Source organism: Rhizobiaceae bacterium (assembly GCA_023953845.1).
Taxonomy (GTDB): domain Bacteria; phylum Pseudomonadota; class Alphaproteobacteria; order Rhizobiales; family Rhizobiaceae; genus Arvimicrobium.
Map to the genome: position 1 here is coordinate 1,819,218 of JAMLJC010000001.1, position 22,960 is coordinate 1,842,177.

At 62.0% G+C, this 22,960-nt stretch carries 18 protein-coding genes and 1 pseudogene; 15 read left to right on the forward strand and 4 right to left on the reverse strand.

Annotated elements, in window-relative coordinates; translation table 11 throughout:
* The first annotated feature begins 185 nt into the window (after positions 1 to 185).
* From M9955_09015 to M9955_09025, 3 genes and pseudogenes are all read left to right on the forward strand, one after another.
* Positions 186 to 2,786, forward strand: coding sequence for a tetratricopeptide repeat protein (locus M9955_09015; GenBank protein MCO5081783.1), 2,601 nt, complete (start codon positions 186 to 188; stop codon positions 2,784 to 2,786).
* A gap of 365 nt (positions 2,787 to 3,151) precedes the next feature.
* Positions 3,152 to 3,808: an ArdC-like ssDNA-binding domain-containing protein gene (locus tag M9955_09020; protein MCO5081784.1), complete on the forward strand. Its 657-nt coding sequence runs from the start codon at positions 3,152 to 3,154 to the stop codon at positions 3,806 to 3,808.
* Positions 3,809 to 3,821: 13 nt separating this feature from the next.
* A pseudogene (locus M9955_09025) lies at positions 3,822 to 4,208 on the forward strand (MucR family transcriptional regulator).
* Between the two features lie 771 nt (positions 4,209 to 4,979).
* Here M9955_09025 and nhaA read toward each other — a convergent pair.
* A complete protein-coding gene (gene nhaA, locus M9955_09030; GenBank protein ID MCO5081785.1) occupies positions 4,980 to 6,185 on the reverse strand; it encodes a Na+/H+ antiporter NhaA in 1,206 nt (401 codons plus the stop codon).
* 916 nt (positions 6,186 to 7,101) lie between these two features.
* Between nhaA and trkA the strand changes: the two genes are divergently transcribed.
* The 5 genes from trkA (at position 7,102) to M9955_09055 (ending at position 12,422) form a co-directional block, all read left to right on the forward strand.
* Positions 7,102 to 8,484, forward strand: coding sequence for a Trk system potassium transporter TrkA (gene trkA / locus M9955_09035; protein ID MCO5081786.1), 1,383 nt, complete (start codon positions 7,102 to 7,104; stop codon positions 8,482 to 8,484).
* The gene (locus tag M9955_09040; protein ID MCO5081787.1) at positions 8,484 to 9,986 is read left to right on the forward strand and encodes a TrkH family potassium uptake protein; all 1,503 of its coding nucleotides are present in this window, start codon (positions 8,484 to 8,486) and stop codon (positions 9,984 to 9,986) included. The genes trkA and M9955_09040 overlap by 1 nt, the downstream gene beginning before the upstream one ends.
* Positions 9,987 to 10,668: 682 nt before the next feature.
* Positions 10,669 to 11,364 (forward strand): DUF1538 domain-containing protein, encoded by a 696-nt coding sequence (locus tag M9955_09045; protein MCO5081788.1) that lies wholly within the window; start codon positions 10,669 to 10,671, stop codon positions 11,362 to 11,364.
* Complete coding sequence (locus M9955_09050; protein ID MCO5081789.1) at positions 11,355 to 12,089, forward strand: DUF1538 domain-containing protein; 735 nt, start codon at positions 11,355 to 11,357, stop codon at positions 12,087 to 12,089. The genes M9955_09045 and M9955_09050 overlap by 10 nt, the downstream gene beginning before the upstream one ends.
* 3 nt (positions 12,090 to 12,092) lie before the next feature.
* Positions 12,093 to 12,422, forward strand: coding sequence for a P-II family nitrogen regulator (locus tag M9955_09055; GenBank protein MCO5081790.1), 330 nt, complete (start codon positions 12,093 to 12,095; stop codon positions 12,420 to 12,422).
* Between the two features lie 205 nt (positions 12,423 to 12,627).
* Here M9955_09055 and M9955_09060 read toward each other — a convergent pair whose 3' ends face one another.
* On the reverse strand, positions 12,628 to 13,194 hold the full coding sequence (locus M9955_09060; GenBank protein ID MCO5081791.1) for a hypothetical protein: 567 nt from the start codon (positions 13,192 to 13,194) through the stop codon (positions 12,628 to 12,630).
* A gap of 26 nt (positions 13,195 to 13,220) precedes the next feature.
* Positions 13,221 to 13,433: an FAD-binding oxidoreductase gene (locus M9955_09065; protein MCO5081792.1), complete on the reverse strand. Its 213-nt coding sequence runs from the start codon at positions 13,431 to 13,433 to the stop codon at positions 13,221 to 13,223.
* Positions 13,434 to 13,657: 224 nt separating this feature from the next.
* Between M9955_09065 and M9955_09070 the strand changes: the two genes are divergently transcribed.
* The 3 genes from M9955_09070 (at position 13,658) to M9955_09080 (ending at position 16,697) form a co-directional block, all read left to right on the forward strand.
* Positions 13,658 to 14,470: a FadR family transcriptional regulator gene (locus tag M9955_09070; protein ID MCO5081793.1), complete on the forward strand. Its 813-nt coding sequence runs from the start codon at positions 13,658 to 13,660 to the stop codon at positions 14,468 to 14,470.
* Between the two features lie 122 nt (positions 14,471 to 14,592).
* Complete coding sequence (locus tag M9955_09075; GenBank protein MCO5081794.1) at positions 14,593 to 15,792, forward strand: FAD-binding oxidoreductase; 1,200 nt, start codon at positions 14,593 to 14,595, stop codon at positions 15,790 to 15,792.
* Positions 15,793 to 15,947: 155 nt separating this feature from the next.
* Entirely contained in the window at positions 15,948 to 16,697 is a 750-nt protein-coding gene (locus M9955_09080) for an SDR family oxidoreductase (protein ID MCO5081795.1), read from the forward strand.
* Positions 16,698 to 16,795: 98 nt separating this feature from the next.
* Here M9955_09080 and M9955_09085 read toward each other — a convergent pair whose 3' ends face one another.
* Positions 16,796 to 17,773 carry a GlxA family transcriptional regulator gene (locus M9955_09085; protein MCO5081796.1) on the reverse strand — a complete coding sequence of 326 codons (978 nt, stop codon included), beginning with the start codon at positions 17,771 to 17,773 and terminating at the stop codon, positions 16,796 to 16,798.
* Positions 17,774 to 17,900: 127 nt separating this feature from the next.
* On the opposite strand from M9955_09085, the gene M9955_09090 reads away from it, so the two are divergent.
* The 4 genes from M9955_09090 to M9955_09105 all read left to right on the forward strand — a co-directional run bounded on the left by M9955_09090 (position 17,901) and on the right by M9955_09105 (position 22,955).
* Positions 17,901 to 19,268: an MmgE/PrpD family protein gene (locus M9955_09090; protein MCO5081797.1), complete on the forward strand. Its 1,368-nt coding sequence runs from the start codon at positions 17,901 to 17,903 to the stop codon at positions 19,266 to 19,268.
* Positions 19,265 to 21,316, forward strand: a complete 2,052-nt coding sequence (locus tag M9955_09095) for a CocE/NonD family hydrolase (protein ID MCO5081798.1) — start codon at positions 19,265 to 19,267, stop codon at positions 21,314 to 21,316. Before M9955_09090 ends, M9955_09095 begins: the two co-directional genes overlap by 4 nt.
* Positions 21,313 to 22,230, forward strand: a complete 918-nt coding sequence (locus M9955_09100; GenBank protein ID MCO5081799.1) for a hypothetical protein — start codon at positions 21,313 to 21,315, stop codon at positions 22,228 to 22,230. The genes M9955_09095 and M9955_09100 overlap by 4 nt, the downstream gene beginning before the upstream one ends.
* 80 nt (positions 22,231 to 22,310) lie before the next feature.
* Positions 22,311 to 22,955 (forward strand): ABC transporter permease, encoded by a 645-nt coding sequence (locus M9955_09105; protein ID MCO5081800.1) that lies wholly within the window; start codon positions 22,311 to 22,313, stop codon positions 22,953 to 22,955.
* Positions 22,956 to 22,960: the final 5 nt, after the last annotated feature.

Consider the following 22,960-nt stretch of genomic DNA (forward strand, 5'->3'; position numbering starts at 1 on the left):
TATGTCTCGGTGGGCGTCGGGTCCGCCGTGCCGCGTCGCTCTCGGGCTCATACTCCCGCGCGCACAGCGCCGATAGCTATTCACCTCACACGAGGTTTCCCATAGACTGCCGAGACGGCACGCCCGACCCTCATTCTGCCATAACCTCGGGGAAGGTTGCGGCCGGCTTGTGGGTGAGGTCAGGCATGGCGTTCGCTCTTTCCGGCATGTGGACGAAGGCGGGCGCGCTCTTCGCCAGCCGTTTCGTGCTTCTGCTTGCCCTCTGGCTTTCGGCCGCCGGCGCGGGCAGCGCGCAGACCTTGCGCGGCGTGGCGCTGGTGATCGGCAACTCGGCCTATAAGCACCTGTCGGCCTTGCCCAACCCGGCCAACGATGCTCGTGCTATTGAAAGCCTGTTGAACGATCTCGGCTTCGAGACGAAACTGTCGTCGGATCGCGACGGGCGACGGTTGGTCCGCGACCTGCGCGACTTCATCGAAGATGCCGAGGGCACAGACGTTGCTGTCATATACTATGCCGGGCACGGTATTGAGGCGGGCGGCGAGAACTTCCTTGTGCCCGTCGATGCCGACCTGTCCGCGCTGGAAGCGGCGCGCGAGAAGTTGGTGCCGATCTCGTCCTTCATCGAGCAGCTTCAGGCGACGGTGCCGCTGACCATCGTCATGCTCGATGCATGCCGCGGCAATCCCTTTCCATCCGGTGCGATGGTGAGGCTTGACGCTTCCGCCGAGCCCCTTCCGATCGGGGAAGCGGGCCTCGGCGAGACGCGCGGCGCACAGCGATTGACAGAGCCGGAACCCGGCGTCGAGAGCTTCGGCACGGTAATCGGCTTCGCTGCTGAACCGGGACGCGCTGCGCTCGACGGAGAGCCCGGCGGCAACAGCCCTTATTCGGCGGCCATCCTTCGCCATCTGGAGGCGATGGCGGGCGAGGAGTTCGGCGCGGTGATGCGCATGGTCGGCGAGGAGGTATACCTGAAAACCTCAGGACGCCAGCGGCCCTGGGTCAACGAAAACCTGCGCAGGCTGCTCTATTTCGGGCGGGCGCCTGCCCCTGTCGCAGGCGAGGAAGGCACGCTGCTCACCGAGCGACGCCAGCTTCTGCTCACCATCGCCGCGTTGCCCGACGCTGCCTCCCGCCGCGCGCAGGTCGAGCGGGTCGCGGCGCAAGGCGGCGTGCCGCTGGATGCGGTCTACGGCATCCTGCGCGCCATGGGCGGAGATGTTCCGGACGATCCCGCCGAACTGGAGGAGACACTTCGCAACGAGGCCGAGCGCTTCGCCAGGGTGCTGGCCGAGCGCGAGGCGATCAACAGCCCCGATGCCGATATCATGCGCCTGACCGCCCTGGCCGACCGGGCCGAGCGAGAGGGCCTGCTGTCATCAGCCGATGCCTTCCGCGAGCGCGCCAAGGCACGGGTGCTGGAACTGCGTCCCATGCGTGAGGCTCAGGAGGCGCTGCTGCGGCAGCGGAACATCGAGGACGCCGCAGTCTACGCACGCAGCGCGGAGACCAAGGCGTTGAACTTCGACCATATGACCGCTGCCGGGGACTACGCGGAAGCATTCCGGATTGTCGAGAAATGGGACGACCGGCTCGCGTGGCGCTACAAGCTCGCCGAAGCATGGGCGCTGATCGACCACGGCAACTACAAGGGCGACAACGCTGCACTGGAGCGGGCCATCGCGGCGGGCAGGCTGGCGCTGTCCATGACCTCGCGCGAGGCTACGCCGCTCGACTGGGCCCTGACGCAGCTCAATCTCGGCAACGCGCTCGCGACGCTCGGCCAACGCCAGAGCGATACGGTGCGGCTGGAGGAAGCGGTTGTTGCCTATCGCGCCGCGCTTCAGGAACGCACCCGCGAGCGCGCACCGCTCGACTGGGCGCGAACGCAGAACAATCTCGGCAACGCGCTTTCCTCGCTTGGCGGGCGGGATAGCGGCACGGCGCGGCTGGAGCAGGCGGTCGTTGCCTATCGCGCCGCGCTTCAGGAACTCACCCGCGAGCGCGTGCCGCTCCAATGGGCGGCGACGCAGAACAATCTGGGCAACGCGCTCCGGGCGCTCGGCCAACGCGAGAGCGGCGCGGCGCGGCTGGAGCAGGCGGTCGTTGCCTACCGCGCTGCGCTTCAGGAACTCACCCGCGAGCGCGCACCGCGCGACTGGGCGACGACGCAGAACAATCTCGGCAACGCACTCTGGGCGCTCGGCGAGCGCGAGAGTGGCACGGCGCGGTTGGAGCAGGCCGTCGCCGCCTACCGCGCCGCACTCCAGGAGCGCAGCCGCGAGCGCGTGCCGCTCCAATGGGCAACGACGCAGAACAATCTCGGCACCGCGCTCTGGACGCTCGGCGAGCGCGAGAGCGGCACAGCGCGGCTGGGGGAGGCGATCGCCGCCTATCGCGCTGCGCTGGAAGAGCGCACCCGTGAGCGCGTGCCGCTCGACTGGGCGGGAACGCAGAACAATCTCGGCAATGCGCTCTGGACCCTCGGCCAACGCGAGAGCGGCACGGCGCGGCTGGAGGAGGCCGTCGCGGCCTTTCGCTCCGCGCTTCAGGAGCGCACCCGCAAGCGCGTCCCGCTCGACTGGGCGCAGACGCAGAACAATCTCGGCGGCACCCTGGTGGAAACAGGCAAGCGGTCGCGGCGAAAGTCCGATGTCGAGGAAGGACGCGCCGCCATCGCTGCCGCGTGGGAAGTCTATCGCGAGGCCGGTTATACCCGGCATGACGGCTATTTCCGAACGCAGATCGAAGCGACTGATGCCTTGTTGGCGGCGATAGAGTGAAGCTGAGGCATCGGGATGAAACTCTGCCAGCTAGCCATCACTCATCGGCCCGAAAACCCGCTCTGACACGTTCGTCCGAACCTCGTCGCGGTCTTCCATCACACGCTTTTTTGTGACCGGACGGCGTCCGCGCTGAGTCCGACGGTCCATTTCTCCTTTCGCTGACATGATCTGGCCGCGCCCTTGAGCGGCCTGATTCATGGCTGTCCTCGCATGGGGTTTTCGCCCCTGCAACGGCATGCGCCGTCTTTCCGTTTCGCCCGCCCGCTCGCGTTCCGCTCGGGGTTCCGGGGCTCTCTCCCCCTGCAATCCGGACGCCATCAGGCCGCGACGGTCGCGGCCGGAAACAGCGAAAGGAGAGACAAATGTCCCGCAATCAACAAAAGTTCGACGTCCATCAGGAAGTCACCCACCGTATCGTGGCCGCGCTTGAAACTGCCGGCGAGTTCCAGCTTCCGTGGATCAGAAACAAAGGCGGCTCGATGAAGCGGCCCGTCAACATCGCCTCGGCCAAACCCTACAACGGCGTCAACATCGTCTCGCTGTGGGTCGCAGCGCAGGCTTGCGACTATCCCTCGCATCTGTGGGGCACGTATCGCCAGTGGCAGGAACGCGGCTGCCAGGTTCGACGCGGCGAGAAATCCTCGTTGATCGTCTTCTACAAGCAGCTCGAATACCAGCAGACCAACGAGCAGACCGGCGAAGCCGAACTTGCCGAACGCATGATGGCCCGCGCCAGCTTCGTCTTCAACGCCGCGCAGGTCGACGGCTTCAAGCTCGATGATACCAGCCAGCCGCTTCCCGGCGAACCTACCTTCGACCCCATCGAGCGGGCGGAAGCCTTCGCCAAAGCCACCGGCGCGAAGATCGAGGAAGGCGGCGACATGGCCTGCTACATTCCCGCAGTGGACATGATCCGCATAACCGGATCGTATCGAAACGCAGAGATCGGCTTGACGCTTATCGTGATCCAGGATCGGTCTTGCGCCTCCTACGGCGTGTCGTTACTGCTCTGTACATAACGAGGGGAAGTACATGACCGAAAAACTATTGGACCTGACGAGACATATCGTCATCGGATATGTAGCCAACAACGCCGTGCCGGCTGCAGGGCTGCCGACGCTTATCGCCGATGTTGCGGCGGCGCTGTCGGGGCTTTCGGCGCCGGCGGCACCGGAAGCCGACAAGCCCATACCGGCCGTTAATCCGAAGCGCAGTGTGCTGCCTGAGTACATAATCTGTCTTGAGGACGGGAAGACGTTCAAATCGATGAAACGGCATCTCGGAACGCATTATGGCCTGACGCCGGAAGCGTATCGGACCAAGTGGGGCCTGCCTGCCGATTATCCGATGGTCGCACCGAACTATGCCAAAGCGCGTTCGGTGCTCGCGAAGACGAGGGGCCTTGGGCGGAAACGGAAGGTAGCGCTGCCAGTCGAAGCGCCAGCGCCCGTAGCGAAAGTATCGAACGAAGTCGAAAAGCCGTCACGTCGACGTGGCAAGACCGTCAAAACGGTACTCGCAGAGGCCGCGCCGGCCAAGCGGAGACACAAGGCCAAAGCGAAAGCTGAATAGGCGTGTGCTGTCCGAGAAAACTTTGCACAATTGGTCCTACCGCCTAGTGGGCGTATCTTGCTAATTGTCTCTGACAACTGTGACAGCATGCGAGCGCTTGGAAGCGAATATTATGCTTTCGCCCCGCAACCGGGCAGGTGTATGGTAGCATTTCATGAAGCCTTCGACTCTTGCGATGTGAAAGTTGTGCAGAGTGCCTTGGGCCAGTATTGCACCCAAGGAAACTTGCGCCTTGAACCGATCAAGCTAGATTGGCGTCCGGCCACAACGGAGCCTCAGGAAAATGGATCGTGATGCGGAACTGGCGCGACGGGCGGGCGACAAGGCCGCGATAGTCATCTGCGCGATTTGCTTATTCCTTCTGGCCGTGCCGCTCCTTCGGCATTGGTTCTTCTGATCTCGTTCGCGACGCTGGCGTTCTTTCGCTATCGGCTGGCGGTGAACTCCAGAACAAGTGCGACGGCGATGAGAATCACGATTATCGCTGCCGCCAGCACCAGCCAGATCGGGAAGCCGCTTAGGTCCGCGTCCTGCTTTCGCTTCGGCTTGGTCATCGCATCCTCCATGCTCATCAGATGACTGTTCAAGAGTGATCTGCCTCCAACTGGACGGTTCGCCTCAATGCTGATGGAGCGGCGGCGGGATTTCCCGTGGCGCGATGCGAAGCACCAGCCACCCCAAGAACCCCGACACGACAGAGCCGGCGAGAATACCGATCTTGGTCTGCTCCTGAAGGGCAGGCTGCGCGTCGAATGCCAGAAGTCCGATGAACAGGCTCATGGTGAAACCGATGCCGCACAGCAGTGCGACGCCGAAGATCTGGGACGAAGTTGCCCCCATCGGCGTGTCAGCCCATCCCATCCGGATCGCAAGCCATGCGCTGCCGAACACCCCGACAAGCTTGCCGAGCAGCAATCCGAGCGTCACGCCGAGGGTGACGGGATGGGACAGCGCCTCAGCGGAAAGGCCGGCAAACGAAACACCGGCATTCGCAAAGCCGAACACGGGAAGCACGACAAACGTTACCCATGGCTGAAGGGCATGCTCCAGCCGCAGCAGGGGCGAATGATGAAGGTCGTCGGTTCTCGCCGGCCGGCGGCGCAGCGGTATCGTCATCGCCAGAAGAACGCCCGCTAGCGTCGCGTGAACGCCAGATCGCAGGAACAGGACCCATAGGAGCGTGCCGAGCACGAGAAACGGCCACAGGCCCCTCACGCCCATTTTGTTGAACAGGACCAGATTGCCAAGGATCAGAGTCGCGCCGCCAAGCGCATAGAGATTGATCTCGCCGGTATAGAACAACGCGATAATGACCACCGCTCCAAGGTCATCGATGATGGCAAGCGCGGTGAGGAAGATGCGGAGCGACATCGGGACCCGGTTGCCAAGCAGGGACAGGACGCCGAGCGCGAATGCGATGTCGGTCGCGGATGGGATGGCCCATCCTCGCACGGCCTGAGCATTGTCGGCGTTGAAGGCGAAGTAGATCAGCGCCGGAACAACCATGCCGCCAAGAGCCGCAACGCCGGGCAAGACACGTCGCCCCCACGTCGCAAGCTGCCCATCGAGCACCTCACGTTTGATCTCCAGCCCGACGAGAAGGAAGAACAGCGCCATCAAGGCGTCGTTGATCCAGTGCAGGACATTCAGCGGTCCGACATAGACCTGCAAGACGGCGAAATAGGTCGGCGCCCGTGTCGAGTTCGCCAGGGCAAGCGCCAGAGCGGCAGCGAACATCAGGACGATGCCGCCGGCCGCCTGACTGTCGAGGAAATCCCTGAGAGTGGAGAACGGGCGGCGGTTGATGGAAAGATGCGTCGGCATGCAAACCTCGGGAAAACGGATCGTCTCGTTCTCCGTAGTGGGGATTTCTCCCCGCGCACGCAGCACACGCTCGCCGAAGAAATATCGCCCGGGTCTCGGGTGTCAATACCGCCGGTCGCCGATTGTCGCAACCGATGTCGATCTTTGAGCAGGCCCGCTATCGTGGTTCAATGCAGCGAAGTGCTCGGACTGGAGGAAATTTCCATGGCAAGGCATGGCCTAAAGGACACGGTGAAAGCACCGCACGGACTGCCCGAAAAGATCAGCGCGCTTATCGGATCGCACTGTTTCTGACGTCGCCGCTCATCGCAGAACTGGGACAGCGTAGCGATCCAGGCAAGCTCGATCACTTGGCTTTGGCGATCTATGGGGCCAGATCGCATCGCAGCGAGATACGATCCTTTCGCGGACCACCGGGGGACGAATCAGTCAGAGCTTGTCCACTTGGCCACCACCTCGGCTGACGGTGACCCCACCGTGTCCTGCTTTGCTCCAGTCGATAGGCCCTTCGGCCGATGATGTACGCATATTACCGTGAGATAGTGTGTCGTTCCGTCATGCTGGGCTGCAATTCGATCTCCCGGCGATGGAAGCGAGACGAATTCGTAATCGCCCCAATCCTGCGATTGGTCTCGAATCGATCCTCGTTCAACCATCAACCTTGCCGCAGACGCCATCTCCGCCATTCTCCAGGAAGCGCTCGTTGGCGCTCATGCAACTTCATCGCTGACACACGATAGCGCAGCCGGATTTGTTCGCCAACACTGCAAGACGCGCCGCGCTCTCAGCCAGATCTGCATACAATCAAATCAGAACACCGTTCTATGCGTCCCTGCCGGAAGGTCTCCAAAAGGTCGGTCAAGCTTGGCTTCAAGTCTCTCAGAAGCTACGGGTTCGGGAAAACTTGGAGACCGAAATGCGAATCGTCATTTGCGGCGCCGGCCAGGTCGGGACGACAATCGCCCGGCATCTGGCGACAGAGGGCATGAACGTCACGGTCATCGACACGGATCGAGATCTGATCCGGCGCGTCGACGAAAGCTACGACGTTCGAGGCGTGGTTGGACATGCCTCACATCCGAGAACGCTCCGGAAAGCCGGCGCTCAGGATGCCGACATGCTGATTGCGGTGACCCGCTCGGACGAGGTCAACATGGTCGCGTGCCAGATGGCCTATTCGCTGTTCGGGGTCAAACGACGGATCGCAAGGCTGAGGCATGCCGGTTATATCGAACAGGACAAGTCTGGACTCTATGCCGCCGAGCATCTTCCAATCGATGTCATCATCTCGCCCGAAATCGAGATCGCCGAGGGCATTGCCCGACGGCTTCGAACGCCCGGCGCTTTCGATATGGTCCCCATGGCCGATGGGCGCGTAGAATTGTTAGGCATTCATACCGAGCAACCGCGGTGTCAGGTCGTTGGCGAGCGGCTCGTCGATATTTCGGAAAGCGATCAGTTCGATGGGATGTCAATTGTCGCCGTGATCCGAAAGGGACGCAGCTTTGTGCCCGACGAGCATGATCGCATAGAAGTCGGCGACGACGTTTACGTGATCGCCAGGTCCGACAAGGTTGCAGATGTAATGGCTGCTTTCGGCCACAGAGAAAGGGTCGCGAGGAAACTTGTGATTGTCGGAGCCGGCAATATCGGCCTGCATCTGGCGCAAAAGATCCGCAAAACAGCCCCGCAGGTCGACATCAAGATCATTGAGCAGAACCGCGAACGCGCTGAATATGTGTCGAGCGAGCTCGGATCGGCTGCAGTCGTTCTGCACGGCGACGCGCTGGACGGAGCACTTCTCGAGGACGCGCAAGCCGGGCTGTCGGAAACTATCGTGGCGGTGACAAATGACGATGAAACCAACATCTTCTCCTCGGTTCTCGCCAAGGAGGCCGGATGCAAACGCGCCATCACCCTCGTCAACAAGCGAAACTACGAGAGGCTGATCCCGACACTCGGCATCGACTCGGTGGTGAGCCCCAGCGCGGTGACCATCTCCACCGTGCTGCGCCATGTCCGGCATGGCTCGATCGCTGCCCTCTACACCTTGCGCGAGGATTTCGGCGAAGTCATCGAAGCCGAAATCACGGAAGGTTCTAGGCTCCTGCTTCGACCCATCGATCAACTGGGCCTTCCGCGAGGAATGAAGATCGGCGCTGTCGTAAGAGACGGCGATGTCATGATTCCGCGTCGGGACACTCAGTTGAAGATTGGTGACCACGTGGTGGCTCTTGTCACCTACAGCTATCTCCAACTCGCGGAAGCGCTGCTCGGCGCCACGAGGAGGCCCGCCTGATGGCTCGGGCTCGCCAAACCGGCGTATCGCGCGTCTCCATGTCTGTTCCGGGAACGAAGCCGATCCTGTTTCTCGTCGGGTTGGTGCTTCTGGCGACGGCTGCGATGATGACGTTTCCGCTGTTTGTCGACATTTATTATCGCAATTCGGACTGGCGCGCTTTCGCTCTCGCTTCGACGCTGTCCGCAGGCATCGGCGGCGTTCTCACTTACTCAAGCCGCAAATCGCTGAAGGCAGGGCTGACGCTTCGACAGGCGTTCATGCTGACGCCCATGAGCTGGTTCGGCGTTGCCGCCGTGAGCGCGATGCCGTTCTTCTTCTCCGACTACGGCATCGTCAGCCGCAGTCTGCCCGATTCCGTCTTCGAAGCGGTCTCAGGCATAACCACCACCGGCGCTACGGTGATTGCCGGCCTGGACGATGCGCCGCCCGGCCTGCTGCTTTGGCGGGCCATCTTGCAATGGATGGGCGGCATCGGGATCATCGCGACAGCGATTGCTATTCTGCCCGCCCTGGGCATTGGCGGCATGCAGCTCTTCCGCACGGAGTCCTCTGACCGTTCTGAAAAGGCGATGCCGCGTGTGCGTCAGATCGCCATGACCATCGGCGCCGTCTATATGGGCCTGACACTGCTGGCGACGCTCACCTATTGGCTGGCCGGGATGCGACCCTTCGATGCGGTCGCGCATGCACTGACTTCGGTCGCCACCGGCGGATATTCGACCTCCGACGGCTCATTCGGAACCTGGGAAGCAAATGGCATACAATGGTTCGCAACGCTTTTCATGCTCTCAGGCAGCGTTCCATTCGTGCTCTATGTCCGCTTTGTAGCGGGTGACCGCAAGGCGCTCTGGGATCGCCAGGTCAGGACGCTGCTGAGCTTTCTCGGGCTGGTGATCCTGCTTCTCGGGCTTTGGCTCGCCCTTTCAGGGAAATACGATGTCGAGCCGGCTTTCCGACACGCCGCATTCAACGTGGTTTCAGTGGTGACCACCACCGGCTATGCCTCGACGGATTATTCGATGTGGGGCAATGTGGCGATCGGTGTCTTCTTCGGCCTTACATTCGTCGGAGGGTGTACCGGCTCGACAGCGGGTGGGATCAAGATTTTCCGCTTCGAGGCCATGGGAGTGATGCTGAGGGCCTATTTTCTGCGCCTGCTTTATCCACGAGGGGTCTTTCCTCTTTATTACGGAGATCGTCAGCTCGACGACGAGATCGTCGGTTCAGTCGTGGCGTTTTTTTCCGTGTTTTTTGTCTGCTACGCAGCGCTCACGATTGCGCTCATGGCCTTCGAGCTTGATTTCCTAACCAGTGCTTCGGGTGCTGCGACCGCACTGGCGAATGTCGGGCCGGGACTCGGAGACATTATCGGACCCGCAGGAAACTTCTCGTCGCTTCCAGATGGAGCCAAGTGGCTATTATCTTTCGGTATGCTGCTGGGGCGCCTGGAGCTTTTCACGGTGCTCTTGTTGTTCGTTCCACGGTTTTGGCGGGGCTGAGATCAGAAAAATCGGAGCTCTCTGGCGAGAATTCTGGCTGACGATTCCTCGATCTGTGCCGCTGTCGCTTCTCGTGCCAAGCGCTTAGTGAGTGTAGTGGATAGTCAAGGGCCAAGCGAGAAGTATTGAAATGAATACAGACAGGGTTGTTCCGAGAATTCTTCCGAATCGCGCTGGCGCTTCGTTGGAGTTTTGGTCAAAATAAACCTTCCTCCTCAAGACGATCTAATTTGGCAACATGGAGATCAGGGTTAGTTCATTTCGTTAAGTACGCAGCGCCATTCCGCTCATTGTTACTGCATTCCTCTCGGACGGCGGGCAATCAGCGCGGCGTCTCTCGCGCGCGGTAAACGGCGTTCATCAACGCAGCCATAAACGCCAGAAAGAGACTGCCGCTTAGTAGCTCGATAACGACAAGCAGGGGCCATTCATCCCTAAGAAGAATAGAACCCGCCCTCCAGTCGAGTATCACTAGGAGACTCGTAGCCAAAAATACCGATCCAGTTATTTGGGCGAGGAAGGGAAGTGCGTTGCTCCGATTCTCTTCTGGCGACATCGTCATTAATCCTTGCGCTATCATCACTGGGCCTAGCGATTTGCACCCCAATCCGGCAATCATGGCTGGCTGCGACGATTTTACGTTACTATAGAATTCGATCGAACCACGTAAGCTGCCAAGATCATGCATTCGATATTCATCAGGAACGTTACTGAGGTTGCCAAGGCCGTGGCGCCATTGCTCGTGGTCGTATGCCTGTTGCAGGTCATGCTGGTCCAATCTCCAACCGAGCTATTCGTGCAATTCCTCATCGGAGCCGCTCTGGTCTTCGCTGGCATGCTGCTGCTTTTCGCCGGCATCGACATTGGCATCCTGCCTATGGGCAGGTTCGTTGGTTCAGAACTTCCGAAAAGAGGGTCCCTCTCGCTCATAATCGCGGTAGCATTTGCGCTCGGCTTCGTCACGACGGTTGCTGAGCCCGACGTGCTGGTGCTGGCCGAGCAGGTAGATGAGGCATCCGTTGGACGGATACCCGACCAAGCGGTCCTCTATGTGATTGCAGCGGGAGTTGCCGTGTTTACGGCGGGGGCTATGGTCCGGGTGATCCTTGGCTGGTCAATCAAGCGGCTGATCGTGGGTGCATATTTGCTGGCGCTTGGGCTCGCGCTCTTCGTGCCGGAAGATTTCCGGCCACTCGCCTTCGACTCCGGAGCAGCGACGACCGGAGTGTTGACCACCCCCGTGGTGATATCACTCGCCGCTGGCTTGAGTTCGGTTCTGGCCGGCCGAAATGCCGTGTCGGACGGGTTTGGAGTTCTGGGTCTGGCCTCTATCGGCTCGGTCATTGCGGTGCTCGTGATGGGGTTCTTATGGTCGTGAGCGAAGCCTTTCTGGATAATCTCGCCGACACGGCCACCAGCGTTGCACAAGCGATTCTGCCGCTTGTCGCGCTGTTCGTGATCTTTCAACTTTTCCTGCTCCGATTGCCGCGCGGCAGCGTGAAAGAAATTCTCGTTGGGGCCGCGTTGGCCACAGCAGGACTTTTCCTGTTCCTCCTGGGAATCGGCATCGGCTTCTTACCCTTTGGTCGCGCAATCGGGATAGCGATCGGTTCCATAGGTGAACCTTGGTTGATCGTGCCAATCGGCCTGTTCCTCGGATTCGTCACAGCTTGGGGCGAGCCCTCTGTCCGCATCCTCGCAAATCAGGTTGAAGAGGCTTCCAACGGCTCCGTTCCCGGCGCGTTGGTGCTTTATGCAGTTTGCATCGGTGTCGCCGTTTGGGCTGCGCTCGGCTTGGTGCGCGCCAGCTATGGGATTCCGCTACTATACCTTCTGCTGCCCGGCTATTTGCTGGCGATCATCCTGATCTGGTTCTGTGATAGGGATTTCGTTTCCATCGCCATCGATGCAGGAGGGGTTGCGACAGGACCTCTGGCTAACACGTTTCTGTTAGCTTTGGCGCTGGGTATATCTTCGGCCATAGCAGACCGGAATCCGGTCACTGATGGACTCGGTTTCATTTCTTTCATCTCCCTCGCGCCGATTATCTCGGTCACAGCGCTGGGGCTGCTGGTTCGCCGTAAGGCGCGTGTAAAGGAGTGACACATGATCGTGGACCCATGTCTTATCGTCAGTATTGTCCGCAAGGGATGGGGCGACGCTGTCTTGCAGGCGTCCATGAAAGCAGGTGCGCATGGCGGAACCATCCTTCTAGGACGCGGCGTCGGCCGCAACGAGCAAATGCGGGTCTTCGGCATCCAGATAGAACCGGAAAAGGAGATCGTGCTTACCGTGGTGCCTGCCGGAATGAAGAACACAATGCTACGGGAGATTGAGCGGGCCGCCGAATTGAACGCGCCAGGACACGGCCTCGCATTTGTGCTCCCGCTGGAGAAAGTGATCGGCGTTGTCCATCTCGTAGAGCCACACGATTAATGAACCGAAGTCGCCGACTCGGATAGCCGCTCGGCGACAGATCGCCAGGACTTGAACATGCCGTCCGGATGCAAAATCCAGTTGCCTCTTCGGCGCAACCTTGTGAGGAGTGCCAACGTTCCCGCATTCCAAATTCGAGCGTCTTTACATTCCGGTCGGCAAATCCGTTCCGGCGCTCGTACCGCAAGTCGCTGAAGGGTATGTGCTAGGCGCTTGGCCCTCGAATGCGCTGCCTGCGCCGTGTGCGTTCAGCGTCCGGGGTTTCGGCCTTGCGGTCGTTGCCGCGCTCGGCCTCTGAAATCTGGCGGTTGAGCCAGGTCATTTCGCGCATATGCTGACGGCGTTCCTGCCTGATTTCGTGTTGCAGGCTCCGGCGTTCCCGTAGCTGGCGGTCGATGAGCGCCTGTTTTTCCTCGGCGTCGCGCGCAGCGCAAGCGGCCGTCTCCGCTTCGTTCTGTCCGCGCAGCTTCCCGTGCTGCCCCGTGACACGATCCCACAGACCGAGGAATCCCTTGCGGAATCGTTCTGCACGTCGCCGCATCTCGCTGACATCGCGTTGCTCATGCAGGGTTTGCAGGTGCCGGCGCGCGGCGCGATGCTCTTCCACCATCGCGAGCCGCCTCGCTTCGAGCGCCTGTGCGGCGTGCGCAAAATCTTCGGCTGCTGACGCGAGGAAGCCGGTCAGCTTGTCGCGCACGCGGCCGGCGATATCGTCGTGTGCCTCCCGCACGGAAGGCAGCATCTCCAGATCGCCCAGCCGCTTCACTACCACCTTTGTTCTCACGCCGACCCAACGGGCTAGTGCTTCTGCATGCGCGCGCCGAAGTCGCGTATGAAGTCGACGCTGAATTGGCTGATCAGGACGTTCAGCGGCTGGGAATATTGCTGGCGGATGCAGCTTGCGGCGAGCGAGCTCGATGCGAAACGGTAGCTGCTGTCGCGCTCCACGACGAGCACGCTGCCTGAGAACGATTCGGTATCGGTCAGCCAGTAGGCGGTGGAAGAACCCATCACGGCGCCGCCAACTATTACTACATCATACGACTGCCGCTTCGGAGCCGATTGGCCTGTCGCCCGCATTATGCAAATTCTCCCCTGCGTCGTGGATACGCTTGCCAAACGGCCCGGCCATGCGTTATGAGTTGTGACATCATACAACTACTGTTGTCACACTTTCCCGACGTTGCCAAGTGGCTTGCCGCCATGCAAATAGAAGCCATGTTGGAGATATGGGCATGAAGAAACGGCAGTCATTTTCGGTAGAGGTCGCAGGTCAGCTGAAGGAGATGATCAGGAAGCGCAAGCTTAAGCCGGGCGATCGCATCCCAACAGAATCGGAGCTTTGCGAGATTTACGAAGTCAGCCGGACCGTGGTGCGCGAAGCGATCATGCGCCTGAGTTCAGAGGGTATCCTGGTCGCTCGTCAGGGCATCGGCGTTTTCGTCGGAGAGCAGGCCGTAAACCGCTTCGAGGTCGACTGGGACGCCATTCGGACCTTGCCTCAGACGATCATGGTGCTGGAATTGCGCAAGGCGGTCGAGGTCGAGGCGGCGGCGTTATGCGCTGCGCGACGGACCAGGAATGACGCGGTTGAAATCCGAAGGCTGATGGAGAAGATCGACGCCGAACACGCCGATCCAAGTTCGACGAAGGTCATCTATGACTACCGTTTCCATCTTGCGATAGCGAAGGCGTCGAAGAGTCCTTACATATATGAACTTTTGAAATATATGAAACCGATCGTTACTCCCAGAGTAAAACTGTCATCGATAGTTCCAGAAGAAAACGCCGAAAAATACTATGAAATGATCCATCAGCAGCACGAGAAGATTGTCGTAGCCATAGAAGAATCAGATGTAGAAGGTGCTACGGAGGCGATGAGATATCATCTGGAGACCAGCATAAACCGCTTGCGGAATCTGGTTTCGAATTCTCCCGGCCAGATGAAGGAAGCCGCAGCCCATGCGCCCGGCATAGTGGCAAGCCTGGTCAAGAACATAGACTCCGAAGGCGAGCAGAAGATCAGGTCTCGGGGCCGCAAGCATTGAGCGGCGCTTTCTAGATTCGTGAATTTCACCGGGGTGCGGGACGCGTGGGCAGGAACTTTTCGCAGAACCTTTGGCATGTGACCGCCTCGGAAAACGTTAGCTTCCCGGCGCTCGGCGGGGAGATGACCGCCGATCTCGTCATCATAGGCGGCGGCTTTACCGGCTGTTCGGCCGCGCTTCATGCCGCGGAACTCGGCGCAAGGGTCGTTGTCCTCGAAGCCAATGTGGTTGGCCATGGCGCTTCCGGCCGCAATGCCGGCTATGTGAACGCCGGCTTGTGGACGCCGCCGGACGACGTCGAGGCGCAACTTGGCCAAAAGGCCGGGGCGAGGTTGAATGCTGAACTGGCCGTTTCCCCCAAGGTGGTGTCCGACATCATCGACAAGTACGGCATCTCCTGCGACGACGATCGCGTCGGCTCCCTGCATCTGGCCCATTCGCGCTCCGGCCTGAAGGACTTGGAGAGGCGGTTTGGACAGCAGCAGAAACGAAAGTCTCCAGTCGTTCTCCTTCCTGCGAAGGAGACCGAGGAACGGACGGGTACCCCAGCCTATCTCGGAGCGCTCTACGATCCTCGTGCCGTCATCGTCCAACCCTATTCCTATTGCCGTGGCCTTGCCCGCGCCGCGACCGAGGCAGGCGCCGCGATCTACGAGACATCGCGCGTAACCAAGGTCAGCCGAGCCCAGTCAAACTGGCTGGTCGAAACAGACAATGGCTCCATCACGGCGCCGTTGCTGATCAACGCGACGGACGCTTATCACCGTGCGTTCCCGGGACTCAATCCGCCGCCGCTGACCGAAGCCTGCTATTTCCACATTGCGACGCAGCCGCTCGCCCCGGAACACCTGCGCCGGATACTGCCCGGCAAGGAAGGCTGCTGGGACACGGCGACCGTCATGTCCGGTCTGCGCGTCGACCGGGGCGGGCGCTTGCTGGTCGGCGCTGCCGGATCGCTGCGGCACGCGGCCAACGGCATCCATACGAACTGGGCCTATCGAAAGATGGTCGCGCTGTTTCCCTTCCTGAAGGGACAGCCGGTCGACTATGCATGGTACGGTGTCATCGGCATGACCGCCGATCATCTTCCCAAGATCCTGCGGCTTGGCGATAACGCCTATGCGGCGTTTGGCTATTCCGGTCGCGGTATTGGTCCGGGAACCGTTTTCGGCAAGGCGCTTGCGAAATTTCTGCTCCAGAGAGACGCGGACGTGCTGCCGGTTCCCCCGCTCGATGCGCACAGCGAGCGCTTCAACGTTCCCAAGCAGGTTTACTACGAAACCGGTTGCGCATTGACGCATCTGGTCGCCGACCGGGTCTGATGGATGTCGGGGCCTTCCATTTCGAGACAGAGAACGAGACGATCAGTCTCCCCAGGAAATACATCGTGATCTCACAGTCGATGGCGGCGTAAGGCCAATCGCCCGTCACTTCAAAAGAGGTCAACCGTCGCCGGAAGACTATCGAAGGAGAAGGCATGTCATCGCTTCGCGGAAAGAATGTTCTTATCACCGGCGGCACAACCGGCATCGGCTTTGAGACGGCGCGCGCATTTCTGGCGGCGTCGGCCAACGTCATCGTGACGGGCGCCAATCCCGAGCGCGTGGCGTCAGCCGAGCGGTCCTTGGGCGCGAATTGCGCCGGCATCGTTTCCGACAACGCTTCCCCGGCCGCGAACCGGGAGCTCAGCAAGGCCTGTGAAGCGCGTTTCGGCCATCTGGATGTCATCGTGGCGAATGCGGGCGTCTGCAAGGCGAGCAATATTCACGATGTGACGGAAGCCGCTTTCGACCACGAGATGGACATCAATTTCAAGGGAACGCTGTTTCTCATCCAGGCTTGCCTGCCTCTCCTGCGGCCCGGTTCGGTCATCCTGATGACGACCAGCGTCAACGACGTGAAGGGCATTCCGGGGCAGCTGGTCTATTCGGCGACCAAGGCCGCCATGCGTTCGATGGTCCGGACGCTGGCCGCTGAACTCGCGCCGAGAAAGATTCGCGTCAACGGGGTCGCGCCAGGGCCGATCGATACGCCCATCTTCGACAAGGCGCTGCCGATACCCGAGGAGGCCGCTGCGATGAAGGCGCTCGAGGCGAAGTTCGGCGTCATGGACAGGATAGGCAAGCCAGAGGAAGTCGCCGCGGCTTTTGTCTTCCTGGCCGGAGAGCAGGCTGGTTTCATCACCGGAATCGATTTGCCGGTCGCTGGCGGATGGGGCGACGTCTAGAGTTCGGTGAGCCGTATTGATGTGCGAGATGCGCGTCGCATCCTCTCCGTTCGCCGCTGTGCAGGCAGCATCGGTTTCCGACCACAAAGCACGCGACACTATCGACGAATCCTCTCTCGTACGAACATGACACGCTGGTCGGTGGTGGGAGAGCAGCCAAAACGGCTTCTGTATGCGCGCGAGAAGTGCGAAGCGGACGTGAAGCCGCAGGCGACCCCGGCGTCGAAAACCGACATAGAGGAATATCGCAAAAGCGCCCTTGCACGGTCCAGTCTGAGGCGGACGTAGTAGCGGGTAGGCGAGACGCCCAGCCAGGTCTCGAAAAGACGTTCAAGCTGCCGCGGCGACACCCCGATCTTGCGAGCGATCGCCGGCATCCGAAGGGGCGATTCCGTATTTGATTCCATCAGTCGTACAGCTTCGATCAGCGTCGTATGCGGCACGCCCAGCCGCATCCGAAGCGACATGCGCTGGCTTTCGTCATGGCTGCGTATGCTGCCGTATACGAAATTCTCCGACACCCGGTTGGCGAACTCGCTGCCCTTCAGGCTCCGGATGATCTCGAGCATCACGTCCATCGCGGCGACGCCGCCGCCGCAGGTGAAGACGCGGCGGTCGAAGACGAAGATGTCGTTGCAGACGTCCAGATGCGGATATTTCTCGCGGAAGGCATCGACATAATCCCAGTGCGTCGTGCATCGCCGGCCGTCCAGCAGGCCCGCTTCCGCCAGCATGAAGCTGGCGGTGCTGACGCTGCCGATGACCGTGTCGCTTCGGACCAGATGGCGCAGGAATTCGCGTATCCTGCGGTCCGCATAGGCCTCGTCCTCCTGGCCGCCGCAGAGCACCACCAGGTCCGAGCCGTCGTCCTGCGGCGGGACCGGCAGCGTCTTCACGTCGATGCCGTTGCTGGCCAGTACCGGACCGCCAGCAGCACTGAGCAGCCGCCACCGGAAGAGCTGGGCTCCGGCGATGCGGTTGGCGCCGCGCATCGGCTCGATCAGCGACGAGAACGACATCATCGAGAACCCCGGCGTCAGGATGATGGTAGCAGTATAGATGTTCGACTCGCGCATGGCCGTCCGCCCGGCATTTTTTAAGGCTTGGCGGATCATGCAAAGCGAACGTCGAAAAATGTCAAGCCTGCGGCAAGGTCGCGATCATAGTGCCCGCCGGGGATGCAACTCGGAAGATGCACGTCAGATGGGCAACCAGTTCCACGATTTCGTCGCCTCGACCCGCTTCGCGGATCTGCCGCCGGAGGTCGCCCGGATGGCGAGCCGCTGTCTGCTTGATCTGATCGGGACGGCGGCGGCGGGCACGCAGACGGATCTGTCCCGCATCATCAACGCACATGCGGCGCGCTTCTTCGGTCCCGGTGTCGGCGAACGCCCCGCCCGCATCCTGTTCGACGGCCGCGCGGCAAGCCCGGTGGGTGCTGCGCTCGCCGGTGGCATGACCATCGACAGTTTCGACTCCCATGACGGCCACGTACTGACGAAAGGCCACGCCGGATGCGCGATCCTGCCCGCGCTGGCAGCATTGGCCGACACACTCGGCCGTCCGACCAGCGGCGCGGAGTTTCTCGTCAGCCTGACGATCGGCTACGAAGTCGCGATCCGCGCCGGCATCGCGCAGCACCGCATCTGCTGCGACTATCACACGTCCGGCGCGTGGAACGCGCTCGGTGTTGCCGCGGTGGCCGGACGGCTATGGGGCCTGGACGCGAGGCATCTGCGCGAGGCCGTCGGCATTGCGGAGTATCATGGACCGCGCAGCCAGATGATGCGCTGCATCGATTTCCCGACCATGGTGAAGGACGGGTCCGGCTGGGGTGCCATGGCCGGCCTCAGTGCGGCCTACCTCGCGGCGGACGGCTTTACGGGGGCGCCGGCTCTCGTGATCGAGGACACGGCCGTCGCCGATCTGTGGAGCGATCTTGGCACGCGCTGGTGCATCCTCGAACTCTACTTCAAGCCCTATCCGGTGTGCCGGTGGGCGCAGCCGGCCATCGAGGCCGCGCTTGCGGTTCGGCGCGCTCATGATCTCCGGCCGGACATGATCGAGGAGATCGAGATCGAGAGCTTCCACAATGCCATCCGGCTGGACGACAGGACACCGGAAACGACCGAGATCGCGCAATACAGTCTCCCCTTCCCGGTTGCGGTGGCCGTGGCCTATGGCGAACTGCCGCCATCGGCGATCGTCGGCGCCGCCCTGCGGGATCCGCTGGTGCTGTCGCTCAGCCGGCGTATCCGCCTGATCGAGGCGCCGGACATCGAAGCGCGCTTCCCGGCCGAGCGCTTCGCCCGGGCGCGCTTTCGGCTGACGGATGGCCGCGTGCTCGAAAGCGGCACCCTGCCAGCTCGCGGCGACGCTGAACGTCCTCTCGACGATGACGAGATACTTACCAAATTCCATGCCAATGCCGACGACTTTTGCGGGATCGAGCGCGCCGCCGCCATCGCCGCTGCCGTGCACGATCTTGCCGGGCAGCCTTCGGTCCAGCAGCTTCTCGATCTCGTCTCCGCCCCGCCGGTCGCGCGGGCCTTCGGCAGGTCGGCCGCGTGAGCAACTACGCCACCCGCGTCGAGGAGACCGTCTGGATTGCGCTTCCGGACGGTTGCAGGCTTGCAGCGCGCATCTGGTTCCCGGTCACGAACGAGCCTCTGCCCGCTATCCTGGAATATCTGCCCTACCGCCGCCGCGACCGCCATCGCGGTGACGATGCGTTCACGCATCCGGCGCTGGCCGCCGAAGGCTATGTCTGTGTTCGTGTCGACATGCGCGGTTCGGGCGACAGCGATGGGGTGATGTTCGACGAATACACACCGCAGGAGTGGCGCGACGCGGTCGATGTGATCGGCTGGATCGCGGCGCAGCCTTGGTGTGACGGCAATGTAGGCATGATGGGGCTGTCCTGGAGCGGCTTCAATTCGCTGCAGGTCGCCGCGCTGGCGCCCGCCCCGCTGAAGGCCATCGTGACCACCTGCGCCTCGGACGACCGCTTCGCCGACGACATGCACTATATGGGCGGCTGCCTGCTCAACGACAATCTGCAATACGGCTCGACACTTTTCACCTGGCTGGCGACGCCGCCCGACCCGGCGATTGTCGGAGGGCGCTGGCGCGACATGTGGCTGGCACGCCTCGATGCAGTTTCGCCGCCTGCACTGCAATGGATGCGGAACGGGACGCGCAATGGCTACTGGAAGTCCGGCTCCGTCTGCGAGGATTATTCCGCCATCAAGGCGGCGGTGCTTGCGGTGGGCGGCTGGGCGGACGGCTATACCAATGCCGTGATGCGCCTGCTTTCAGGCTTGACGGGCCCGCGCAAGGGCCTGATCGGACCGTGGGGCCACGCCTTCCCGCATGTCGCCACGCCGGGGCCGGGCATCGACTTCATCGCCTATCTCAAGCGCTGGTGGGACTGCTGGCTGAAGGGGCGAGACGATGGCATCATGTCCGAGCCGATGCTCGCCTGCTGGATTCAGGAGAGCGAGGCCCCGCAGCCGTCCTTTGCAGTGCGAAAGGGCCGCTGGGCCGCCGAGTCCGTATGGCCGCCGAAGGATCAGGACCGGTTCATCCTGCACGCGACCGACGATGGATTGCGCGCCACGGTGCCGGTAAAGCTGGCGCCGACGCGCATCGACAGCCCGCCACAGACCGGCACCGCCTCGGGCGAATGGTGTCCCTATGGCTGGGGTCCCGACATGCCGCTCGACCAGCGGGCCGAGGACGCCGTCTCCGCCTGCTGGGACAGCGCGCCCCTCGACGCGCCGCTCACGCTGCTCGGCGGCGTCACGGTCGAACTCACCCTTGCCGTGGATGCCCCGGAGGCCATGGTCGCGATACGCCTGAACGACGTCTCGGCGGATGGCGTCAGCCGTCGCATCACCTACGGTTTGCGTAACCTAACGCTTACCGATAATCTCGGTGACGTCTGGACGTTGCGCTCCGGCGAACCTGTCACCGTGAGGGTCCGGCTGAACGACATCGGCTATGAGGTGCCGGCCGGTAACAGGTTGCGGCTTGCCGTGTCGACCGCCTACTGGCCGCTAGCCGTCGGCGCGCCCGCCCGTGCGCCCGTCACGGTGCTCGCCGCGCATGTCGCAATGCCGCTGGCCAGCAATACCGATGCGGCCGTTCCGCCGTCCTTCGGCCCAGCCATCAGCCTTCCCTATCCGGAAGCACGCGAGATCGTCGGGCCTGGTCGCGGTCGGCTCAGCCTTACCGAACGGCTTGATCGTCGGGAGACAGTGGTGGAAGTGGTACGCAATCTCGGCGCAGTGGAACTGGGCGATGTTTCGCTGACGCTGCGTGCGCTCGGTTCCGAGACCTACACGATGCCTTGGCAGGACCCTTCGTTCGCCCGTTCGGAAGCCCGGCGTCTGGCGGCAATGCGACGCCCGGACTGGGACGTTCGCGTCGAGACGCGTTCACGCATCGCCTTCGACGGGCCCGACTACGCCTTCAGCGCCGTCATCGAGGCTTTCGAGAACGACGGAAAGATATTCGAGCGGAGCTGGAACGAGCGCGTGGCAAGGCCGGGCGCTGCCGGGCTGCGTGCGAAGGACGAGGAAGCAGCAACCAACAAACAACAGGGGTGCACGTTATGACGAAGCAGAAGATCAACTTTTCCCGCAGAACGGTTCTCGCCGCCGCCGGCCTGGCGGTGGCCGCCACGGCGCTGGCGCAGGAGGCGCTCGCACAGGACAAGCCGGTCCGCGTCGGCTTTCCGAACCAGACCGAGCAGGCGATGCTCGGATACATGGCCGCGTTGATCGTCGAGAAGAAGCTCGGCCTTCCGGTCGAGCTCTCGCCCAATCTCGGTGGCACGGCGATCGGCCAGCAGGCGATCATCGACGGGGCGATCGACATTTTCCCGGACTATACGGGCGACGCGCTCGCCAATGTGCTGAAGGAGGAGGCGCTGACCGAGCCGGCAAAGGCTTATGACCGCGTTGCCTCCCAATACAAGGAGAAGTACGGCATCACGTGGCTGGCGCCGACGAAGTTCAACAACACCTATGCGCTTGCCTTGAAGAAGGACAAGGCGGAAGAGCTCAAGATCACCAAGATCTCCGACATGGCTCCTCACGCCAAGGACTGGTCTTTGGGTTCGTCGGTCGAGTTCGCCGGCCGTCCGATCGACGGCTATCCGGGTATGACCAAGGCCTATGGCTACGAATTCGGCTCGATCAAACCGATGGACATCGGCCTGATGTACACGTCCATCGATGCCGGCCAGGTCGATGTCATCGTCGCCTTCGCCACCGATGCGCGCATCGAGAAGGTCGGTCTGCGCGTGCTCGACGACGACAAGTTCTTCTTCCCGGCCTACAACGCCGCGATCACCGTCCGCGACGAACTGCTCGCCAAGCATCCCGAGATCAAGGATGCGATCGACCAGGTGATCGGCAACATCGACACCGAGACCCAGATCAAGCTCAACGCGCGGGCCGACATCGACAATGTGCCGCTCGACAAGGTCGCGGAGGACTACCTCAAGGAGATCGGCGCGATCCAGTAAACGATCAGAGCTTCGCGGCCCGCCCTAGGTGGGCCGCAGGGCGTCACCCGTGCTAGGGTCGGCGTCCATGGATCGCACGGATGGACTATTTCATCGCCAACTATGACCGGATCGCGCTGGCGACGGCGCGGCATCTGGAGATTTGCGCCCTTTCGGTCGTGCTGGCGCTGGCTCTGGGCATTCCGCTCGGCATCCTGGCGGCCAAGGTCAGACCGCTGTCCTTCGTCATCCTCGGCACGGTCAGCGTCATCTACACCGTGCCGACGCTGGCGATGTTCGGCCTCATGATTCCGGTGCTGGGCCTCGGCTTCGTGCCGGCGATCGCGGCCATCGTCCTCTATTCGCTGCTGCCGGTGGTGCAGAATACCTATACCGGCATCGTCAATGTGCCCGCCCATACCAGGGAGGCGGCCCGCGGCCTCGGCATGAGCGAGGCGCAGATCCTGTGGCGCGTGGAACTGCCGCTGTCCTTGCCCGTTCTCTCGGCCGGCATCCGGACGGCGGTGGTGAACGCCGTCGGCATGGGAACGCTGGCCTCGCTGATCGGCGCCGGCGGCCTGGGCGATCTCATCTTCCGCGGTATTTCCACCGTGTCGCTGGTCGTCGTTCTGGCGGGCAGCATCCCCGTGGTCGTCATCGCGGTTCTCGCCGATATGCTGCTGCGCTCTGTCGAGGCGCGAGCGGAACAGCAGACACGGGCGCGTGCCGCAGGCGGCGCGCCATGAGTTTC

Coding starts and splice junctions, on each gene's coding strand:
- M9955_09015 (MCO5081783.1), top strand. CDS start 186: ATGGCGTTCGCTCTTTCCGGCATGTGGACGAAGGCGGGCGCGCTCTTC.
- M9955_09020 (MCO5081784.1), top strand. CDS start 3,152: ATGTCCCGCAATCAACAAAAGTTCGACGTCCATCAGGAAGTCACCCAC.
- nhaA (MCO5081785.1), bottom strand. CDS start 6,185: ATGCCGACGCATCTTTCCATCAACCGCCGCCCGTTCTCCACTCTCAGG.
- trkA (MCO5081786.1), top strand. CDS start 7,102: ATGCGAATCGTCATTTGCGGCGCCGGCCAGGTCGGGACGACAATCGCC.
- M9955_09040 (MCO5081787.1), top strand. CDS start 8,484: ATGGCTCGGGCTCGCCAAACCGGCGTATCGCGCGTCTCCATGTCTGTT.
- M9955_09045 (MCO5081788.1), top strand. CDS start 10,669: ATGCATTCGATATTCATCAGGAACGTTACTGAGGTTGCCAAGGCCGTG.
- M9955_09050 (MCO5081789.1), top strand. CDS start 11,355: ATGGTCGTGAGCGAAGCCTTTCTGGATAATCTCGCCGACACGGCCACC.
- M9955_09055 (MCO5081790.1), top strand. CDS start 12,093: ATGATCGTGGACCCATGTCTTATCGTCAGTATTGTCCGCAAGGGATGG.
- M9955_09065 (MCO5081792.1), bottom strand. CDS start 13,433: ATGGGTTCTTCCACCGCCTACTGGCTGACCGATACCGAATCGTTCTCA.
- M9955_09070 (MCO5081793.1), top strand. CDS start 13,658: ATGAAGAAACGGCAGTCATTTTCGGTAGAGGTCGCAGGTCAGCTGAAG.
- M9955_09075 (MCO5081794.1), top strand. CDS start 14,593: ATGACCGCCGATCTCGTCATCATAGGCGGCGGCTTTACCGGCTGTTCG.
- M9955_09080 (MCO5081795.1), top strand. CDS start 15,948: ATGTCATCGCTTCGCGGAAAGAATGTTCTTATCACCGGCGGCACAACC.
- M9955_09085 (MCO5081796.1), bottom strand. CDS start 17,773: ATGCGCGAGTCGAACATCTATACTGCTACCATCATCCTGACGCCGGGG.
- M9955_09090 (MCO5081797.1), top strand. CDS start 17,901: ATGGGCAACCAGTTCCACGATTTCGTCGCCTCGACCCGCTTCGCGGAT.
- M9955_09100 (MCO5081799.1), top strand. CDS start 21,313: ATGACGAAGCAGAAGATCAACTTTTCCCGCAGAACGGTTCTCGCCGCC.
- M9955_09105 (MCO5081800.1), top strand. CDS start 22,311: ATGGACTATTTCATCGCCAACTATGACCGGATCGCGCTGGCGACGGCG.